At 59.9% G+C, this 19,708-nt stretch carries 18 protein-coding genes; 6 read left to right on the forward strand and 12 right to left on the reverse strand.

Annotated elements, in window-relative coordinates; all coding sequences use genetic code 11:
* Nucleotides 1-77: 77 nt before the first annotated feature.
* Complete coding sequence (gene pap, locus AC3IUE_RS24250; protein ID WP_489263999.1) at nucleotides 78-1,601, reverse strand: polyphosphate:AMP phosphotransferase; 1,524 nt, start codon at nucleotides 1,599-1,601, stop codon at nucleotides 78-80.
* 160 nt (nucleotides 1,602-1,761) lie between these two features.
* Here pap and mnmC point away from each other — a divergent pair, with 160 nt between their 5' ends.
* From mnmC to AC3IUE_RS24275, 5 genes are all read left to right on the forward strand, one after another.
* Nucleotides 1,762-3,744: a bifunctional tRNA (5-methylaminomethyl-2-thiouridine)(34)-methyltransferase MnmC2/FAD-dependent 5-carboxymethylaminomethyl-2-thiouridine(34) oxidoreductase MnmC1 gene (gene mnmC, locus AC3IUE_RS24255; RefSeq protein WP_489264000.1), complete on the forward strand. Its 1,983-nt coding sequence runs from the start codon at nucleotides 1,762-1,764 to the stop codon at nucleotides 3,742-3,744.
* Nucleotides 3,745-3,868: 124 nt separating this feature from the next.
* Nucleotides 3,869-5,641: an N-acetylglutaminylglutamine amidotransferase gene (locus AC3IUE_RS24260; RefSeq protein WP_008151236.1), complete on the forward strand. Its 1,773-nt coding sequence runs from the start codon at nucleotides 3,869-3,871 to the stop codon at nucleotides 5,639-5,641.
* A gap of 3 nt (nucleotides 5,642-5,644) precedes the next feature.
* Nucleotides 5,645-7,390, forward strand: coding sequence for an N-acetylglutaminylglutamine synthetase (gene ngg, locus AC3IUE_RS24265; protein WP_489264001.1), 1,746 nt, complete (start codon nucleotides 5,645-5,647; stop codon nucleotides 7,388-7,390).
* A gap of 172 nt (nucleotides 7,391-7,562) precedes the next feature.
* Nucleotides 7,563-8,753 carry an osmoprotectant NAGGN system M42 family peptidase gene (locus AC3IUE_RS24270; RefSeq protein ID WP_056742504.1) on the forward strand — a complete coding sequence of 397 codons (1,191 nt, stop codon included), beginning with the start codon at nucleotides 7,563-7,565 and terminating at the stop codon, nucleotides 8,751-8,753.
* Between the two features lie 201 nt (nucleotides 8,754-8,954).
* A complete protein-coding gene (locus AC3IUE_RS24275; RefSeq protein ID WP_003199186.1) occupies nucleotides 8,955-9,182 on the forward strand; it encodes a YheU family protein in 228 nt (75 codons plus the stop codon).
* 5 nt (nucleotides 9,183-9,187) lie between these two features.
* Here AC3IUE_RS24275 and csrA read toward each other — a convergent pair whose 3' ends face one another.
* From csrA to AC3IUE_RS24290, 3 genes are all read right to left on the reverse strand, one after another.
* Nucleotides 9,188-9,373, reverse strand: a complete 186-nt coding sequence (csrA, locus tag AC3IUE_RS24280; protein ID WP_046049117.1) for a carbon storage regulator CsrA — start codon at nucleotides 9,371-9,373, stop codon at nucleotides 9,188-9,190.
* A gap of 153 nt (nucleotides 9,374-9,526) precedes the next feature.
* Entirely contained in the window at nucleotides 9,527-9,859 is a 333-nt protein-coding gene (locus tag AC3IUE_RS24285) for a YnfA family protein (RefSeq protein ID WP_461978067.1), read from the reverse strand.
* Between the two features lie 64 nt (nucleotides 9,860-9,923).
* Entirely contained in the window at nucleotides 9,924-10,739 is an 816-nt protein-coding gene (locus tag AC3IUE_RS24290) for an SDR family oxidoreductase (protein WP_056742507.1), read from the reverse strand.
* Nucleotides 10,740-11,018: 279 nt separating this feature from the next.
* On the opposite strand from AC3IUE_RS24290, the gene AC3IUE_RS24295 reads away from it, so the two are divergent.
* A complete protein-coding gene (locus tag AC3IUE_RS24295; RefSeq protein WP_174602692.1) occupies nucleotides 11,019-11,177 on the forward strand; it encodes a DUF3309 family protein in 159 nt (52 codons plus the stop codon).
* Nucleotides 11,178-11,238: 61 nt separating this feature from the next.
* Here the strand turns inward: AC3IUE_RS24295 and AC3IUE_RS24300 are convergent, their stop codons facing one another.
* The 8 genes from AC3IUE_RS24300 to AC3IUE_RS24335 all read right to left on the reverse strand — a co-directional run bounded on the left by AC3IUE_RS24300 (nucleotide 11,239) and on the right by AC3IUE_RS24335 (nucleotide 19,635).
* Nucleotides 11,239-13,332 carry an LTA synthase family protein gene (locus tag AC3IUE_RS24300; protein ID WP_056742509.1) on the reverse strand — a complete coding sequence of 698 codons (2,094 nt, stop codon included), beginning with the start codon at nucleotides 13,330-13,332 and terminating at the stop codon, nucleotides 11,239-11,241.
* A 1,028-nt stretch (nucleotides 13,333-14,360) separates the two neighbouring features.
* Nucleotides 14,361-14,966, reverse strand: coding sequence for an START domain-containing protein (locus AC3IUE_RS24305; RefSeq protein ID WP_056745401.1), 606 nt, complete (start codon nucleotides 14,964-14,966; stop codon nucleotides 14,361-14,363).
* Nucleotides 14,967-15,007: 41 nt separating this feature from the next.
* Nucleotides 15,008-15,262, reverse strand: a complete 255-nt coding sequence (locus tag AC3IUE_RS24310; RefSeq protein ID WP_056745406.1) for a YkgJ family cysteine cluster protein — start codon at nucleotides 15,260-15,262, stop codon at nucleotides 15,008-15,010.
* A 163-nt stretch (nucleotides 15,263-15,425) separates the two neighbouring features.
* On the reverse strand, nucleotides 15,426-15,893 hold the full coding sequence (locus tag AC3IUE_RS24315; RefSeq protein ID WP_489264002.1) for a translation initiation factor 2: 468 nt from the start codon (nucleotides 15,891-15,893) through the stop codon (nucleotides 15,426-15,428).
* A gap of 88 nt (nucleotides 15,894-15,981) precedes the next feature.
* Nucleotides 15,982-17,421, reverse strand: a complete 1,440-nt coding sequence (locus AC3IUE_RS24320) for an aminotransferase-like domain-containing protein (RefSeq protein ID WP_008146981.1) — start codon at nucleotides 17,419-17,421, stop codon at nucleotides 15,982-15,984.
* Nucleotides 17,422-17,623: 202 nt separating this feature from the next.
* Entirely contained in the window at nucleotides 17,624-18,436 is an 813-nt protein-coding gene (locus AC3IUE_RS24325) for an OmpA family protein (RefSeq protein WP_489264003.1), read from the reverse strand.
* The gene (locus AC3IUE_RS24330; protein WP_056745411.1) at nucleotides 18,433-18,789 is read right to left on the reverse strand and encodes a DUF4398 domain-containing protein; all 357 of its coding nucleotides are present in this window, start codon (nucleotides 18,787-18,789) and stop codon (nucleotides 18,433-18,435) included. The genes AC3IUE_RS24325 and AC3IUE_RS24330 overlap by 4 nt, the downstream gene beginning before the upstream one ends.
* A gap of 9 nt (nucleotides 18,790-18,798) precedes the next feature.
* The gene (locus AC3IUE_RS24335; RefSeq protein WP_489264004.1) at nucleotides 18,799-19,635 is read right to left on the reverse strand and encodes a substrate-binding periplasmic protein; all 837 of its coding nucleotides are present in this window, start codon (nucleotides 19,633-19,635) and stop codon (nucleotides 18,799-18,801) included.
* Nucleotides 19,636-19,708: the final 73 nt, after the last annotated feature.

A 19,708-nucleotide genomic window follows, 5' to 3' on the forward strand; every position in this document is an offset into this window, starting at 1 on the left:
TTGAGAGTGGACCGAGCATAAGTCCACTGCATTACCGACCGCGACAATCATTCACCCCGCGTATGCGTAACCATCGCTCACTTCTTGTGCTGTTTCACTTTCCGGTCGTGTTTGTCGGACTTTTCAAACGCCTCTTCCAGCGCCAGATTGATGGTGCGCAGGACTTTGACCCGCGCCCAGCGCTTGTCATTGGCTTCCACCAGCGTCCAGGGCGATATCTCGGTGCTGGTGCGATCGACCATGTCACCGACCGCCGCACGGTAGTCGTCCCATTTGTCACGATTGCGCCAGTCATCTTCGGTGATCTTGAAACGCTTGAAGGGAATTTCTTCCCGCGCCTGGAAGCGCTCCAGTTGCGTCTGCTTGTCGATGGCCAGCCAGAACTTGACCACGATCACCCCGGCCTCGGCGATCAGCTCTTCAAAATCATTGATTTCACTGTAGGCCCGCAACCAGTCCGCCGGCGGGCAGAAGCCTTCGATGCGCTCCACCAACACCCTCCCGTACCACGAACGATCGAACACCGTGAACTTGCCCCTGGCCGGGATGTGCCGCCAGAAACGCCACAGATAAGGCTGCGCCCGTTCCTCTTCGGTGGGCGCGGCAATCGGCACGATGCTGTACTGACGCGGATCGAGGGCCGCCGCAACCCGGCGGATCGCCCCGCCCTTGCCAGCCGCATCATTGCCCTCGAACACCGCCACCAAGGCGTGCCGACGCATGCGTTTGTCGCGCATCAGGCCGGAGAATCGCGCCTGCTCGGTAATCAGTTGTTCTTCGTAATCGTCCTTGTCCAGGCTCAGGGTCAAATCCAGGCTATCGAGCAGGTTCAACTGATCGACATGGATGGGCAACGGCGCGGCATTGACCTTGTCGGGATGAACCTTGGGTCGATTCAGGGCATTTTGCAGGCCTTCGAGCAGGATCTTGCCCACCGCCAGGCTGCGGTAATGAGGGTCCACCCCTTCGATCACATGCCAAGGTGCGTAGTCGCGGCTGGTACGGCGCAACACGCGTTCGCCGTACTTCACGAATTTGTCGTAGGTTTTCGATTGTTGCCAGTCCAGTGGACTGATGCGCCAGCTGTGCAGCGGGTCATCCGCCAGTGCCTTGAGCCGCGCCTTCATTTGCTTCTTGGAGAGGTGGAACCAGAACTTGAAGATCAGCGCGCCTTCATCGCAGAGCATTTTTTCAAAGCGCTCGGACTGGTTGATCGCCTGATCCAGCACTGGGTCCTTGAACAAGCCATGAACCCGGCCTTGCAGCATCTGGCTGTACCAGTTGCCGAAGAAGATCCCCATGCGGCCCTTGGCCGGGAGCATCCGCCAATAGCGCCAGGCCGGCGGCCGCGCCAGCTCTTCGTCGGTCTGCTGATCGAATGTGCGGACCTCGATCAGGCGTGGGTCCATCCATTCGTTCAGCAACTTGACCGTCTCGCCCTTGCCGGCGCCTTCGATGCCATTGATCAGAATGATCACCGGAAAACGGCTTTGCTGATGAAGTTCGAACTGCGCTTCGAGCAAGGCTTCACGCAGGGCCGGTTCTTCGGCGTCGTAGGTTTCTTTGTCGATGGCGTGACCGATTTCGGCGGATTCGAACATGGGACGGCTCCTTCCAGGATTGAGCAAGACTAGCGGATTGACCTCTCCTGCGTGGGAGAAATCCCATTTTCACCGTTCGAGCTGGCTCGGACGTTGCCATGGATCAAGCACCGCTCCGGCGATCGGCTAGAATGGCCGCCTTGCCGTTGCCGAGCCTGCCATGAAACCTGTATTGCCCCACGCCCAGCTCGACTGGGACGACCAAGGGCTCCCGCGTTCGCGGGTGTTCGATGATGTGTATTTTTCCGATCTGTCGGGGCTGGACGAAACCCGCTACGTATTCCTCGAACAGAACGCTTTGCGTGAACGCTTTGCCGCATTGCCGGCCGGCGGTCGACTGGTGATTGGCGAGACCGGTTTCGGCACCGGGCTGAATTTCCTTTGCGCCTGGCAGCTGTTCGAACAGCACGCGGTGACCGGGGCGCGGCTGCATTTTGTCAGTGTCGAAAAGTACCCGCTGAGCCTGCCCGATCTGCAGCGTGCCTTGGCCTTGTGGCCGGAACTCAAACCGTTTGCCGATCAATTGCTGACGCAATACATCGCAATCCACCCAGGCTTCCAGCGCCTGGTACTGGACAACGGCCGCGTGACCCTGACCCTGCTGATCGGTGATGCGCTGGAACAATTGCCGCAACTGGACGCGCAGATCGATGCCTGGTTTCTCGACGGCTTTGCCCCGGCGAAAAACCCTGACATGTGGACCGCCGAGCTGTTCGCCGAACTGGCGCGCCTGGCGGCCCCCGGCTCGACCATCAGCACCTTCACCAGCACCGGCTGGGTGCGCCGCCTGCTGAATGCGGCGGGCTTCAAGATGAAGCGCACGCCAGGCATTGGCCACAAATGGGAAATCCTGCGGGGCGTGTTTCTCGGCTGGCCTGAAGAAGTCCCTGCGCCCGCCGTGGCTAAACCGTGGTTTGCGCGGCCGACGCCACTGAACGGCGAGCGTCGCGCGATGGTGATCGGCGCCGGACTGGCCGGTTGCGCCAGCGCCGCCAGCCTGGCGGCGCGGGGTTGGCAAGTGAGTCTGCTGGAGCGTCACAATGCGCTGGCGCAGGAAGCCTCGGGCAATCCTCAGGGCGTTTTGTATCTCAAGCTGTCGGCCCACGGCACTGCGTTGTCGCAGCTGATTGTCAGTGGTTTCGGTCACACCCGACGCTTGCTCGAACATCTGCAACGGGGCGTCGACTGGGACGATTGCGGGGTCTTGCAACTGGCCTTCAACGCCAAGGAAGCCGAGCGTCAAGCGCAATTGACCGCCGCCTTTTCGCCAGACCTGGTGCACTTGCTCGATCAACCGCAAGCCCAGATTCAGGCCGGCATCGCCCTGGAGCACGGCGGATTATTCTTCCCGCAAGGTGGCTGGGTTCATCCGCCGGCGTTGTGCCATTGGCAGGCGTCTTCGGCGAACATCCAGTGGCTGCCCCATCGCGATGTCCTGGAACTGCGCAAGGTTGATGATCAGTGGCAGGCCTGGGACGGTGATGATTTGCTGGCCAGTGCCCCCGTGGTGATCCTGGCCGGCGCCGCCGAGATCAAGCGTTTCCCTCAAAGCGCCGAGCTGCCCCTCAAACGCATTCGTGGCCAGATCACCCGACTCGCGCAAACCCCTGAAAGCCAGAGCCTGGCCACCGTCGTCTGCGCCGAAGGCTATGTGGCACCGGCTCGACTGGGCGAACACACCCTCGGCGCCAGCTTCGACTTCAAGAGCGATGACCTGACCCCGACCCTCGCCGAACACCTCGGCAACCTGGCCTTGCTCGAGGAAATCTCCCCCGACCTGGCCACGCGACTGCAGGCTCGGGCACTGGACCCGCAACAGCTTGAAGGACGCGCCGCGTTCCGCTGCACCAGTCCAGACTACCTACCGATCGTTGGCCCGTTGGCCGAGCAAGCAGCGTTCGCCGACGCCTACGCCGTACTGAGTAAGGACGCCCGGCAAGTGCCGGACATTCCCTGCCCCTGGCTTGAGGGTTTTTACGTCAACAGCGGCCACGGCTCTCGCGGTCTGATCACTGCGCCACTGTCGGGTGAATTGCTCGCGGCATGGATCGAAAACGAGCCTCTGCCCCTGCCCAGAACGGTCGCCGAGGCCTGCCATCCCAACCGTTTCGCCGTGCGCCAGTTGGTCCGCGGAAAAGTCTGACGGCGCGCCTTATAACTTATCGGTCTAAAACTCCGGGGATTCAGCCGGGTCAGTTTCTGAGTACCCGCCGTTTTTGGCGCGGTATCGATTGACCCTCCCCAACGGAAAAACCGGTAAGGAATTTATGTGCGGATTAGCTGGCGAGTTACGTTTTGATCATCAACCTGCAGACCTTGCAGCCATTGAGCGAATCACCCATCACCTGGCCCCTCGCGGCCCTGACGCATGGGGCTTTCATGCCCAAGGGCCGATTGCCCTGGGCCATCGTCGCCTGAAAATCATGGACCTGTCGGACGGCTCGGCGCAGCCGATGGTCGACAACCAACTGGGTTTGTCCCTGGCCTTCAACGGCGCGATCTACAACTTCCCGGAACTGCGCACCGAGCTTGAAAGCCTCGGTTATGCCTTCTATTCCGGTGGTGACACCGAAGTGCTGCTCAAGGGCTATCACGCCTGGGGCGAAGCGCTGCTGCCCAAGCTCAACGGCATGTTCGCCTTCGCCATCTGGGAGCGTGACGCCCAACGCCTGTTCATCGCCCGCGACCGTCTCGGCGTGAAGCCGCTGTACCTGTCGCGCACCGGCCAGCGCCTGCGCTTTGCCTCGGCGTTGCCGGCGCTGCTCAAAGGCGGCGACATCAACCCGATCCTCGATCCGGTGGCGCTCAATCACTATCTGAATTTCCACGCCGTAGTCCCGGCCCCGCGCACCTTGCTGGCTGGCATCGAAAAACTGCCACCAGCCACCTGGATGCGCATCGAAGCGGACGGCACCACCGAGCAGAAAACCTGGTGGACCCTGCCCTACGGCCCACACGCCGACGAGATGAATCTGACACTCGAAGACTGGCGCGACCGTGTACTCGACAGCACCCGTGACGCGGTGGCGATCCGTCAACGTGCGGCGGTCGACGTCGGTGTTCTGCTTTCGGGCGGTGTCGACTCGAGCCTGCTGGTCGGTCTGTTGCGTGAAGTCGGTGTTGAAAACCTGTCGACCTTCTCCATCGGTTTCCAGGATGCCGGCGGCGAGCGCGGCGACGAGTTCCAGTATTCAGACCTGATCGCCAAGCACTACGGCACCCAGCATCACCAATTGCGCATCGACGAAAAAGAAATCATCGAGCAACTGCCCGCAGCGTTCCGCGCCATGAGCGAACCGATGGTCAGCCATGACTGCATCGCCTTCTATCTGCTGTCCCGCGAAGTGGCCAAGCATTGCAAAGTGGTGCAGAGCGGCCAGGGTGCCGACGAGTTGTTCGCCGGTTATCACTGGTACCCACAAGTCGACGGTGCCGAAGATCCGTACGCCGCCTATCGCGATGCGTTTTTCGACCGCAGCTACGACGACTACGCCGCCACCGTGCAGCCGAAATGGCTGACAGCGAATGACGCCGCTGGCGACTTCGTGAAGGAACATTTCGCACAGCCCGGCGCCGATGCAGCGGTGGACAAAGCCTTGCGTCTGGACAGCACGATCATGCTGGTGGACGACCCGGTCAAACGCGTCGACAACATGACCATGGCCTGGGGCCTGGAAGCGCGTACGCCGTTTCTCGACTATCGCCTGGTGGAATTGTCGGCCCGCGTGCCGGGCAAATTCAAACTGCCGGATGGCGGCAAGCAAGTCTTGAAAGAAGCGGCGCGGCTGGTGATTCCGAGTGAAGTGATCGATCGCAAGAAAGGTTACTTCCCGGTCCCCGGCCTGAAGCATTTGCAGGGCGATACGCTGAACTGGGTGCGCGAACTGCTGCTCGATCCGAGTCAGGATCGCGGCCTGTTCAAGCCAGAGATGCTCGATCGCCTGCTGACCGATCCGCAAGGCCAGTTGACTCCGTTGCGCGGTTCCAAGCTGTGGCAATTGGCGGCCCTGAACTTGTGGCTCAGCGAACAAGGAATCTGATCGATGAAACCCCACGCCACGGCCTACAGCCAACGCTTGTTGCGCGGTCAGGCGCCCTCGTACGAACGCTTGCAGGCGCGCCTGGCCGAAGACGGCAGTGAATTAGGCGCCGCACCGATTGCCGTGCATTGCGGTTGGGGCCGGTTGCTGATCGGCCACACCTTTCCGGATGCGGCAAGCCTGGCCCAAGAGCTGCTCAACGAGCACACCGGTGAACGCGACATCGCCCTGTACGTGGCTGCACCTCAGCAAGTGCTGGGGCTGGAGCCGGCCCAGTTGTTTCTCGACCCGTCCGACACTTTGCGCCTGTGGTTCAGCGACTACCGCCAGTCGACTCGGGTGTTTCGCGGCTTTCGCATCCGCCGGGCCCAGAGCGATGCGGACTGGCTGGCGATCAATCAGCTGTATCAGTTGCGCGGCATGCTACCGATCGACGCGAGTCTGCTGACTCCGCGCCATCAGGGCGGCCCGGTGTATTGGCTGGCCGAAGACGAGGACAGCGGCGCGATCATCGGCAGCGTCATGGGCCTCAACCATCACAAGGCGTTCAACGATCCAGAAAATGGCAGCAGCCTTTGGTGCCTGGCGGTCGATCCGCAATGCTCGCGACCGGGCGTCGGTGAAGTGTTGGTGCGGCATTTGATCGAGCACTTCATGAGCCGTGGGCTGAGTTACCTGGACCTGTCCGTGCTGCACGACAACCGGCAGGCGAAAAGTCTTTACGCCAAGCTCGGGTTTCGCAACCTGTCGACGTTCGCGATCAAGCGCAAAAACTGCATCAATCAGCCGCTGTTTCTGGGCCCGGGTCCTGAAGCGGAGTTCAATCCTTATGCACGGATCATCGTCGAGGAAGCGCACCGTCGCGGCATCGAAGTGCAAGTCGATGACGCCGATGCCGGCCTGTTCACCTTGATCCATGGCGGACGCCGCGTACGTTGCCGTGAATCCCTCAGCGATCTGACCAGCGCCATCAGCATGACGTTGTGCCAGGACAAAAGCCTGACGCACAAAGTGCTCAAGGCCGCCGGTTTGAACCTGCCGTCGCAGCAACTGGCCGGTAATGCCGATGACAATCTGGCGTTTCTCGACGAGCACGAACGGGTGGTGGTCAAACCGCTGGATGGCGAACAGGGCCAAGGCGTTGCGGTGGATTTACGGACTATCGAAGAGGTCCAGCAGGCCATCGAATCCGCCCGCCAGTTCGACAGTCGAGTGCTGCTGGAGAGTTTCCACGAAGGCCTCGATTTGCGGATTGTGGTGATCGGTTTTGAGGTGGTCGCCGCGGCGATTCGTCGTCCGGCAGAAGTGGTGGGCGACGGTCAGCATTCCATCGGTGCACTGATCGAAGCGCAGAGCCGGCGTCGTCAGGCGGCGACCAGCGGTGAAAGCAAAATCCCGCTGGACCATGAGACGGAGCGCACCTTGCACGCGGCGGGTTATGACTACAGCAGCATTCTGCCGGCCGGTGAGCATCTGTTCGTACGCAAGACGGCGAATCTTCATACCGGCGGGATTCTTGAGGATGTCACGGCGATTCTGCATCCGACCTTGGTGGATGCGGCGGTGCGGGCGGCGCGGGCGCTGGATATTCCAATGGTCGGACTCGACCTGATGGTGCCCGCTGCCGATCAACCGGAGTACGTGTTTATCGAAGCCAATGAGCGTGCCGGTTTGGCTAACCATGAACCGCAGCCGACGGCTGAGCGGTTTGTGGACTTGTTGTTTCCGCACAGTCAGCCGGCGGCCTGACATTGATGTGTTGCCTGTTCCATCGCCATCGCCATCGCGAGCAAGCTCGCTCGCTCCCACATTTGACCGCATTCCCCTGTGGGAGCGAGCCTGCTCGCGAAGGCGTCAGGTCAGGCACCAAATTTTTCCCCTCATCGGAACCATCGATGGCCTCAACTCATCAGGAGTTTCCATGACCAGCAACATTCCCGAACCGGATCTGAACTACCTGCAAAAAGTCCTGCTGGAAATGCTCGCCATTCCCAGCCCGACCGGGTTCACCGACACCATCGTGCGTTACGTCGCCGAGCGGCTTGAAGAGCTGGGCATTCCCTTTGAGATGACCCGTCGCGGCACCATCCGCGCCACCCTCAAGGGCAAGAAAAACAGTCCCGACCGCGCGGTCTCCGCTCACCTCGATACCATCGGCGCGGCGGTTCGCGCGATCAAGGACAACGGCCGTCTGACCCTGGCGCCTGTCGGCTGCTGGTCCAGCCGTTTTGCCGAGGGCAGCCGGGTCAGCCTGTTTACCGACAACGGTGTGATCCGTGGCAGCGTGCTGCCGCTGATGGCTTCGGGGCATGCGTTCAATACCGCCGTGGATGAAATGCCGATCAGTTGGGATCACATCGAGTTGCGTCTGGACGCCTATTGCGCCACCCGCGCCGATTGCGACTCGCTGGGCATCAGCGTCGGTGATTTTGTCGCGTTCGACCCTTTGCCGGAGTTCACCGAAAGCGGCCACATCAGCGCCCGTCATCTCGATGACAAGGCCGGCGTCGCGGCATTGCTGGCGGCGCTGAAAGCGATCGTCGACAGCGGCGAAGAGCTGATGATCGACTGTCATCCGCTGTTCACCATCACCGAGGAAACCGGCAGTGGCGCGGCGGCGGCGTTACCGTGGGACGTCAGCGAATTCGTCGGTATCGACATTGCCCCGGTCGCGCCGGGTCAGCATTCCAGCGAACACGCGGTGAGCGTGGCAATGCAGGATTCCGGCGGACCCTACGACTATCACCTGTCGCGGCATCTGCTGCGCCTGGCCAGTGACAATGAGTTGCCGGTGCGCCGTGACCTGTTCCGCTATTACTTCAGCGATGCCCATTCGGCGGTCACTGCCGGGCATGACATTCGCACCGCCCTGCTCGCCTTCGGCTGCGACGCCACTCACGGCTACGAACGCACCCACATCGACAGCCTCGCTGCGCTCAGTCGGTTGCTCGGCGCCTACATTCTGAGTCCGCCGGTGTTTGCCAGCGATGCACAACCGGCCAAAGGGTCACTGGACCGGTTCAGTCATCAGATCGAACATGAGACGCAGATGGAAAGCGATACGCGGGTGCCGTCGGTGGATAGTCTGGTGGGTCAGCGCTCGGATACCTGACTCTGACTTTTTCGTCGCCTGACCTACCGCCATCGCGAGCAAGCTCGCTCCCACATTCGACCGCATTCCCATGGAAGTACGTGGTTAACTGTGGGAGCGAGCTTGCTCGCGATGGCGGTAGGTCAGGCAACACGTGAGGCCGAGGCTAGTCGCCATCGGTCATTCGCCGTAGCATCGCGCCATTGTTTAGCCGAGGTGCCTATGCTGATCCCCCACGACCAACTTGAAGTCGACACCCTCACCCGCCTGATCGAGGATTTCGTGACCCGTGACGGTACGGACAACGGCGATGACACGCCGCTGGAAACCCGTGTTCTGCGTGTTCGCCAGGCATTGACCAAGGGCCAGGCGCTGATTGTCTTCGATCCGGAAAGCGAGCAGTGCCAGTTGATGCTCAAGCACGATGTGCCCAAGCACCTGTTCGACTGACGCCTTCAGCGTCCTTTGTTTTTCGCCAGTTTGAGCTGGATGCGGTCGTAGACCTCGGCCCGGTGCACATTGACGTTTTGCGGCGCTTCGACACCGAAGCGCACACTGCCTCCGTTGACGGCAAGAATGCGCACGGAAATGTTGTCACCGATGGAAATCAATTCGCCCACAACGCGACTGAGTACAAGCATGGCATTCGTCCTTCAGGGTTATCGAACCCTGAAGATGCCCTGCACTCAGCGGGCCTACAATGCGACAGCAGCAAATCAGTCCCGCCCTACAGCGCACCCCGAACAGCTCCTATGGAAACGTCCGACAATTCCATTGAATGAAGGACCGATCCTTCAGGACGCGGAGAAGCGCGGGCCGAAAAGGATGATGCTGGCCCCGATCACACACAGCGCCACGCCGATCCAGTCCGAGCCCAGCGGACGAATTCGCTCGACCACCGCCAGCCAGCCGATCGACGCGATAATGTAGATGCCACCGTACGCGGCATAGGCGCGACCGGCGTAGGTCGCTTCGATGCGGGTCAGCAGCAGCGCGAACAAGGTCAGACTGAGCAAAGCCGGCACGACCCACCAGGCGCTTTTACCCTGGCGCAGCCACATCCAGAAGGCGAAACAGCCGGCGATTTCGAACAGCGCGGCGAGGAAAAACCACAAATAATTGAGCATGCAAACGTCCCGCGAGGATGGCCGATGGCGGCCACCCTAACGACGGTGTTGCGTACGGGCAAGTTCAGCCTGCGGTTTGTTTGGCCTTGGCGCGCATTTTATCGGCCATGGCGGTCATTTCGTCGTAGAGCAATTGCGGATTCTTCTGCTTGAGCGCCCAGGCCATACGGCCCTGTTCGTGAGGCAGAATCATGAACTCGCCAGCAGCAACGTGCTGATAGATGTAGTCGGCAATGTCGGTCGCGCTGATCGGCGAGCTTTCCAGCAACTTGCCGACCTGGGCTTTCATGGCCGGCGTCGGGCCACGGAACGAGTCCAGCAGGTTGGTCTGGAAGAACGACGGGCACACCACATGCACGCCGATTTCCTGTTGCGCCAGTTCGACCAGCAGGCTTTCGGACAACGCCACCACGCCAGCCTTGGCGACGTTGTAGTTGCTCATGGCCGGGCCTTGCATCAGGGCGGCCATCGACGCGATGTTGATGATCTTGCCTTTGCTTTTTTCCAGCAGCGGCAGGAAGGCCTTGCAACCCTTGACCACGCCCATCAGGTTGATCGCGATCTGCCAGTCCCAGTCTTCCAGGGACAGTTCACTGAAGAAGCCGCCCGAGGCAACGCCGGCGTTGTTGACGATGACATCGATGCCACCGAGTTTTTCGTCGCAGGCTTGGGCGAAAGCGGTCAGCTGACTGTAATCGCGCACGTCGCAACGCTGGATAAAACCATCGCCGCCGGCTTCGCGAACCAATTTCAGGGTTTCCTGCAGACCGGGTTCGCTGACATCCGACAAGGCCAGCTGCCAGCCTTCACGCGCCCAGCGCAGTGCGATTTCGCGACCTAAGCCCGAGCCCGCACCAGTGATCATCATGCGATTTTGCATAGCAAACAGCCTTGTTGTTCCGGGGAAGATGCATCGAGTGTAGCGAAGGACAATGCCCGACCCACGCTCCATCAGATTGCTGAATGGCCCGAGCAAACCGGGAGCGTGCCTGAACCCACTAGAGCAATAAAAACGAAATAAGCCTTTCTTCGAAAAACATTAAAAAAACTTGGAATTTTCCTTCATTCGCCACAGTCGGAATTTGTAAGCAGCCCGGTTTTATAGCAGCCCGGCTGACCATTAAACGCCAGGTAATTCCAGAACACTTCCAACAAGGAAATAGACATGGGCACAATTCTAATCATTATTCTGATCCTCCTGCTGGTAGGTGGTTTACCGGTCTTCCCGCACTCCAGAAGTTGGGGTTATGGCCCGTCGGGTATCATCGGCGTGGTGTTGGTGGTGCTGTTGATCCTGCTGTTGCTCGGCAAGATATAAAGGTTTAACAGGCAAAAAAAAGAGGCCCTTTTCAAGGGCCTCTTTTTTATTGCATCAAGACTTAGTCCGGCTTGCCATCAACCACACCGGCGGTGTTGTCGATCAGACTCTTGGTCGCCGTTTGCAGGAACGCTTCGAGCTTGAGCTTCAACTCAGCGGTACGCGGCGCATCCGGAACGATCTCGGCGTGAGGTGTCGCGCCCAGTTCGTACTGGTACATCTTCGGCGCCATTTCCTTTTCCTTCGGCAGCACCAGAATCTGATCAGCCGTGATGATGGCGGTGGTCTGCTCGCTACCCGACGGCTTGATCACGCCAAAACCGGTGTCGCCTTCAGGCAGGTTGAGCAAATCGCGGCCCCAGCACTGATGACGCACTTCGCCACCGATACGACCCATGATGGTCGGCACGATGTCGATCTGCGTGCCCACGGTATGGTCACGCTGGCCGAACTTTTCCTGGATGCCCGGTGCGATCATCAGCATCGGCACGTTGAAGCGGCCCAGGTCCATTTCGGTGATCTGACGCTCGTTGCCAAAACCGTGGTCGCCGACGATCACAAACAGGGTTTCCTTGAAGTACGGCTCCTTGCGGGCCTTTTCAAAGAACTGGCCCAGCGCCCAGTCCGCGTACCGCATGGCGGTCAAATGCTCGTTCAGGCTACCGCGATCGGTCACGCGCTCGACCGGCAATGGGGTCGGCAAGGCGTATGGCGTGTGGTTGGACAGGGTTTGCAGCAACGCATAGAACGGCTTGCCGTTTTCCCGTGCCTTGAGCTCGACCAGACCACGGTCGAACATGTCCTGGTCGGACACGCCCCAGGTCGGATCGGAGAACACCGGGTTCACGAAGTCGTTACGACCAATGAAGTTGGTCATGCCCTGGTTGCTGAAGAAACCCGACTGGTTATCCCAGGCGAAGTCGCCGTTGTAGACGTACACGTCTCCATAGTTACGGGCACTGAGCAATTGCGGCAGGCCGGACAACTTGTGGCTGCCTTCCGGCGTCTGCATCAGGTATTCGAAACCTGGCAGGTTCGGGAAACAGGCCATGGTGGCGAACATACCCTGGTGAGTATGGGTCCCGTTGGAGAAGAAGCGGTCGAACAGCAGGCCTTCCTTCGACAGTTTGTCGAGGTACGGCGTGATGTTGCCCGGTGCACCCAAGGCGCCCACCGAGTGACCGGCCATGCTTTCCATCAGGATCACGACGACGTTCTTGATCGGCAGGGTCTTGTCGGCCGGCGGCGTGTAATCGCGACGCACGGCGGCGGTCTCGGCATCCACCAGTTTGTCGTCCGGCATCACCAGCATGTCACGCACGATTTTCTGCGCTTCAGGCTGTGGCAACGTGGCCTTCCAGACGTTGTCGCGATCTTCGGACATGCGGCTCTTGGCCGCGGCGACCAGCGACAAGGTGCCGTTGAGGCCCAACTGGTTGGCGAAGTTCGAGTTGGTGGTGTAAACGTCACCCCAACGCAGTGGCGGGCCCTGACGCAGGGTGCCACGAGCGGCCACCACGCAAACCAGCAGGCAGACGACGAATACCGTGATGCGCGCATACCACGGGGCGATCTGGCGCGTGCCAATGCTGCCGCCGCTGAAGGGGCCACGAGGCCGGGTGGCGCGGTCGGCGCCCTTGAACGCCAGGGTCAGGATCAACGTGCCCACGGCCCAGGCCAGCAGGTAGCGAACCACCGGAAAACCGTACCAGAGCATGCTCATCACGGTTTTCGGGTCTTCCTTCACATATTGGAAGACCAGGCCGTTGAGGCGCTGGTGGAACTCGCGGTAGAAATCCATCTCCATCAGGCCCAGGAACAGCGCGATGCTCGAGGCAATGGTCAGCCAGAACCGGAAGAACCCGCGTGCGGCCATCGCCCGGACGCTGAACAGCGCCAGCAGCAATGGAATGCTGAGGTAGACCACCAGGCGCAGGTCGAAACGCAGACCGTTGGCGAACGCTTCGAGAAAGGTCGAGGCCGGGGTGTCGAGGATCATCTCGCGGTTGTAAACCAGCAGCGCAACGCGCAGCAGGCTGAACATGACCATCATGACCAGGGCACACAGCAGCGTGTAGGCCAGATGCGATTTGACGGTCGGTTGCAGCAGGCGACTAGAAGCTCGCTGCTGACTCAGGGCGTCCGGGTTTGCCATGTCGTTTTAGGACCCATTGGAAGTTGAAGTTTCAAAAAATACAGCGGCGCCCTGCCCTCTGTTGGCCAGTTCTCGGCCCCGGGGCTTGCGCGGTGCGCAAATGTTGCACGATCACTCGCGGCATTGCCATTGATTACTGTCTGCATGTTGGCGCGGGCGAATTGTCTTGGAGGCTTTGTGAAAATTTCGTGCAACGCATATCTGGAAACAAAATAAAACCCCGCAGCCCTAATGCAGTTAGTTCGGGGGGTATATCCGTTTCTGCGGTAACGGCGGCTGGCGGTTTCGCTTTTACAGCGAGTCACTTGGAAAAGCCCCAAGTAACCAAGGGCTCTTGCCCCGCCATTCGGTGCCTCGCCTAGGCTCGGCATGCCCTCACTCCGGCATTGCTCCGGGGGCCCGCCGCCATCGGCCATCCATGGCCGGGGGCGGCTACCGCGGCATCCTTGCCGCGGTGCCCCCTACGCAACGCCTGCGTTCGGCCTCTGGGAAAGGGGCAACAGATCAAAATCAAAAGCCAAAGCAACGGCAACGGCAACGGCAACGGCAACGGCAACGGCAACAGCAACGGCAACGGCAAGATCAACAGCTTCGCGAGCAGGCTCGCTCCCACAATGGATCGGCGTACAGCTTTCGCTCCTCACCACTCAACAGGCCGAGCGTTAGCTCGCCTGCAGCTTTTGATCTTGATGCACCGCCCCATCGAGAGGCCGAGTGGAGGTTCTGCGCAGTGGGCAACCCGGCATGGATGCCGGGTTAGCCGCCCCCGGCCATGGATGGCCGATGGCGGCGGGCCCACGGAGCAGGACCGGAGCGAGGGCATGCCGAGCCACAGCGAGGCACCGAACGAAAGGGGCAAGAACCCTTTGGTTACTTTGGGGTTCTTTTCCAAAGTGACTCGCTGTAAAAGCGAAACCACCAGTCGCCATGACCGAAGAAACGGATATGCCCCCGATCAAATAAGCAGCCCTACCAAATAGCAAACGCCCCGAACAAAGTCAGGGCGCTTCATCAAAAAAACGGAGTGATTACTTCTCGGCGCGTTCTTTCAGGGCTTTCAAGGTATTAAACGGCGCATCAACCACAAACTTGTTGGCCACCATCGACGGAATGCTACCGCCCGGCTCGGTGTGTACCTGATAGGTCACTTCGATCTGATCGCCCTTGGGCACGAACTTCCAGAAACCGTCGACCTTGGTAACCCGCACAAAGCCTTTTTCTTCAGGAATGTACTTCGGCACACCTTCAAGCTTGCGAGTCAGGCTGCCGTCAGCACCCTCGATGGTGGTGACATGCAACACGGAGTCACGCGCGGTAACCGGCCAAGGCGTATTGAACTGGGTGTAGGTCCAGCTTTGATCGCCTTCGTGCTTGAGCAACTTCTGGGTTTTGCAGTCGTGAATCCAGGCGCAAGCGCCTGACACGTCTTCCTGCAAAGCGCGCAGTTTGGCAATGGTAGTCTTCATCAGGGTGACGCCCTGGTAAGCCTTGTAATCGGAGCCAGCCACTTCACTCAAGGAAACCTTGATGCCGTCTTCGTTCTTGGCAACTTTCCAGTCTTCTGCCTGAGCGGCCGTGGAAGCCAGCAAAACCGTCAAACCACACAACACAGCCATACGTTGCAGCGAACCCATAGTCTTATTCCTTATTGTTGAAGATCCGTTCGTTGAACACATCACGCCGCCGTCATTTGCTCCCACCAACCCAACAATTTGATCGCTTCGTCACTGCTGCTTCCGCAGACTTCGATGTCGGCTTCGAACGCCGAACACACTGCAGGACGTTCCGGTTTGCCGAAAATGCCGCACAGGTTATCGACAGAGAGTTGTACGCAACGTTCTCCGGCGGGCTTGCCATTGGGCATGCCGGGAATCGGTGAACTGATGGAAGGGGCAATGCAACAGGCGCCACAGCCTTCACGGCATTTCATGACGACGAGCTCCTCGACGGGCGATGTGTTAAAGGACGTGGCACAGAGTAACCGCTAAAACGCTTGTTTAAAATTGTCTGGACCCGGGTTTTTTCGCTTAAACGAGCGTGACTGACCAGTCTCCGACAAAGCGTCTGGCCAGCGGGTCACGGACGGAAGGAAATTATCGTTTGAACTCGAATTCCAGGGCTGCGCCTTCGACTTCACGGCGCTCTTCGTTGCGCAGTTGCAACTTCATTTCGTTGCTGATCAGCCTTCCGTTGAGCTGAAACGGACCAGCCTTCTCACCAAACATTTGCGGCAATAGTGCATCGTGCCGTGGCAACGCTACCGTACCGAGCGGCTTCAGCTCCTCGGCCATGTCTTGGGGCAGGCTCAAATCCAGGTCGGCCGAAGGAAGCTTGGTTTTTACGATCTCACTGGCGGCTTTGGACTTGGAGGCAATCGGCGGTCGCTTTTTCACCTTGGCCACTGTCTTTTTGACCGGCGCGGCTTTCTTGACCTGTGCCGGTTTTTTCGCGGTGGCGCTTGCTGCCGGTTTTTCTTGAACGGAAGCCGCCAATACGCCTTCGGCCTGGAAGGTCATCAGCAGGCAGATCGATAGCCAGACGGCGGGGAAAATCGGCTTCATGGACCCAACGGTACAAACGGCAGGAGCCATATGCTCGCCTGTTGCACGCGACATGACAAGCTCGGGCAGGAATATCCTGCCCGCCCCCTCAAAAGCCGCCGACCATCTCCTGACAGAGCTGGGTGGCGAGCATGCCCAAGGTCATCAACGCACGCTCGGCTTCACGGTTCCAGGGTGTGCCGCAGTTCAGCCGAATGCAGTGATTGAACTGCTCGGTGTTACTGAAAATCAGCCCCGGCGCGATGCTGATGCCCTGCTGCAACGCACGAACGTGCAGCTCCTGAGTATTGACCCGCCCCGGCAGGCTGACCCACAGAATGAAGCCGCCGGTCGGCCGGGTCATCTGCGTGCCTTCCGGGAAGTATTGCTGCACCGCCAGCTGGAAAGCGCTGAGGTTCTTGCGGTACTCCTGACGGATGTAGCGCAAATGCCGGTCGTAGCCGCCGTTCTCCAGGTACGCCGCAATGCCCATCTGCGTGACGCTGCAGGCCGAATGGGTACTGAAGGTCTGCAAACGCTGGATTTCCTGCTGGTACTTGCCGGCAATCATCCAGCCGATCCGCACGCCCGGCGACAGGGTTTTGGAGAAGCTTGAGCAATAGATCACCCGATCCAGCCGATCGTAGGCTTTAAGTGATTTGGTGCGACCCTGCTCGAACATCAATTCGCCGTAGATATCGTCTTCGACAATCTGGATATCGAAATCCGAGGCCAGGCGCAGCAGTTGCTTTTGCCGCTCTTCGGGCATGGTGCCGCCCAATGGATTGCTCAGACGAGTGGTCAGCACCAGCGCCTTGATTGACCACTGGTTGGCCGCCAACTGCAAAGCTTCGAGGCTCATACCGGTGGCCGGATCGCTCGGAATCTCGATGACCTTGAGGCCCAGCAGGTCAGCCAGTTGCAGCAAACCGTAGTAGGTCGGCGACTCGGCGGCGATCAGGTCGCCCGGGCGGGTCAGCACACGCAGCGACATCTGCAACGCATCTACGCAGCCGTGGGTAATCACCACTTCCGACGGATCGACCACCACGCCGGCATCGCGCATGCGGATTGCCACTTGTCGGCGCAACGGTTCGAAACCCGGGCTGAACATGTAGCTGAACGCCCGCGGGCTATGGAAACGAGTGACTTTGGCCAGTTGCTGATGCAGCGCCCGTACCGGCAGATAATCAACGCTCGGTACCGCGGCGCCCAAAGGGAAAACACCTTCGCGGCGGGATTCGACCAGGACTTGTTGGATGATGCTGCTGCGAGTGACCAGACCTGGACGCTCGACCCGGGCGATGTCCGGTGTCGGCGCGGTCAGGGCCGGGGTCTGGTGCACGTAGTAACCGGACTGCGGCCGGGCGCGGATCAGCCCCTGATCCTCGAGGTTGGCGTAAGCCTGCAGCACCGTCGCATGGCTGACGTTGAGCTGCGAGCTCATCTTGCGCACCGAAGGCACGCGCTCCCCCGGTTGATAGACGCCACGGCGGATGTCTTCGGCCAGTTGCTGAGCAATACGTTGGTAGAGCAAAAGATTGGTCATGACGCAGCACTCGATTTCACGGGCATTTTATTCTTGTGTGAAACAATACCGGAACAGTTTAGAAGTGTACTGGGACAGTTGCCACAATAGTCGACCGTACAGTGCAGTGTCAGCAAAAACTGTACTGTTTTTTAGAGTTCATCAGCAGGCGTAAAAAAACCCGGCGCTGACGGGCAGGCCGGGTTTTCCAGTGACGCAGCCCTTAGCGGGCAGCGCCGAGCTGGCCTTTTTCGTCAGAGAACACAATTTCCACCCGACGGTTCTGTGCACGTCCCCGTTCGGAGGCGTTCACGTCGACCGGATATTCATCACCGTAGCCTTCGACCTGAATACGTTTATCGTCGATGCCCAAATCCATCAACACGTCCGCCACCGATTGCGCACGGTCACGGGACAGCTTGAGGTTTTCCTGCTTGCCGCCGGTACTGTCGGCGTAACCTTCGATGCGCACCACGCGCTTGGGGTTGAGCTGCAGGAACTGCACGATCTTCAACACCACGCGGTTCGCCGAGTTTTTCAACTCCGCTTCGCCCGTGTCGAACAGCACGTCGCCCAACGTCATCACCAGGCCACGGTCGGTCTGGGTGGTCGCCAGCGCGACAATCTGTTCTTCGAGCCACTTGCCCTGCTGCTGCACGCTGAGCAATTTGGATTCGCGCAGGGCCAGTTGCAGGCGCTGACGCTCCAGTTCGAGCTTCGCCGCACGTTCTTCGTTGAGCACCTGATTGGTGTGTTCGCGCGCGATTTCGCTATAGCGCTCGCTCAGGTAAGCGTAATGCAGCACGTCCGATCCACTGCCCCAATAGCTGGACAGACGATCGGCACGGGCCAGCGACTCACCGGCGCGAATAACGTCCTTGGGCGCGATTCGCAGCACGTTGGAATCTTCCTTGACCTTCTGGAAGTCAGTGCTGGCCTGCTGCAACGCGGCTTCGCTGTGCTGACCGGCACAACCATAGAGGCTGGCGCAGCCTGCCAGGATCAAACCGCCCAGGGCTTTGGTCTTGAGGTTCATTGGGCATCTCCCAGTTGCTTGCGCAGGCGAGTGATGCGGGTATTAAGCACGTTCAACTGTTCCTCGCTCTTGAGGGTCAGAACCCGGGCTTCGGCCAGACGCGCGTCCAGCTCGGCCTGCTCGGCCCGCATGCGCGCGTTCTTGAAGGATTGGTCGTTCATGCTGCCCTTGGCGCGGTTGAACTTTTCTTCAGCCAGTTTCATTTCCGGCACATCGGCGGGGGTGGCGCCCACGGCCTTGGCCTGCTCGAGTGCCTGTTCGGTCAGGCGCATTTGTTCATTCGGCGCCGGATCGGCTGCACAACCCGCCAGAGCCAGAACGGCCAGGGCAGCGAAAAGAGGTCGAATACTCACTAAAAATCCCTACTGTTTTGGGGTACTGACAGGTTGTTGCGGCGGTTGTGAGAGCTGCGCCTTCCAGCGCTCGATATTGCGTTGCAGCACGGCCTCCGTCAGTCCGGACGCGGGCAATTCTGTCATCTTTTTGGCCAGCTGTCCGCGCAACCACGGATCGTTGCAGGCGGAGTTGTGGGAAACCGCGAGGAACAGGCCGGGTTTGTCGATCGGTAGTGGACGGGCGATCAGATCGCTAGCCAGCTTAAGTGTCTGCGCGGCCGCCATGCCCGAGTAGCGTCCGGCAAGGACAAATTCCACCTCGCCCAGTAGCAATTTCTGAAAGGCCTGGGTCAGGTTAGGTGTACGTACGAGGGTCAATTGCTGCTCGGCGAACGCGCCAAATACCGGGGTCATACGAGACTTTTCCGACAACGCGCCGGGATGACCGTGAAGGTCCTGCGCTTCGTTGTAGATCAGCGTCGAGTCTTTGCGGGTCCAGACCAGGTAATCGTTTTCCAGTAACGGAGGATGAATGTAATCCAGAGTGTCCAGTTCGCTGACCGTCAATGACGCATCCGCCAGCATGTCCATTCGTCCACTGCGCACTTCGTCCAGGGCCTGGGAGCGTTTGCCGGCGTAAAGCAGTTGGACCTTGATCCCCAACTCCCCCGCCACTTGCTGCAACAGGTCGGCACTGGCGCCGATCAGGTGCTTGGGGTTTTGCGGGTCTTGCCACAGATACGGCGGCGCGTCCGGGCTGCCGGTCACCACCAGGCGTTCGCACTTGCCCGCGGCGACGGACAGCGCTGGCAACACCGTCAGACCCAGCAGCAATGACCAGCCGTAAACGCGGCGCAGATCCATGGCAACACTCTCCCACTCAAATCCGGAACAAAAAAAAAGCCCGACCAAAAGGTCGGGCTCTTTATAAGTCAGG

It is taken from the genome of Pseudomonas sp. GL_093 (assembly GCF_057837605.1).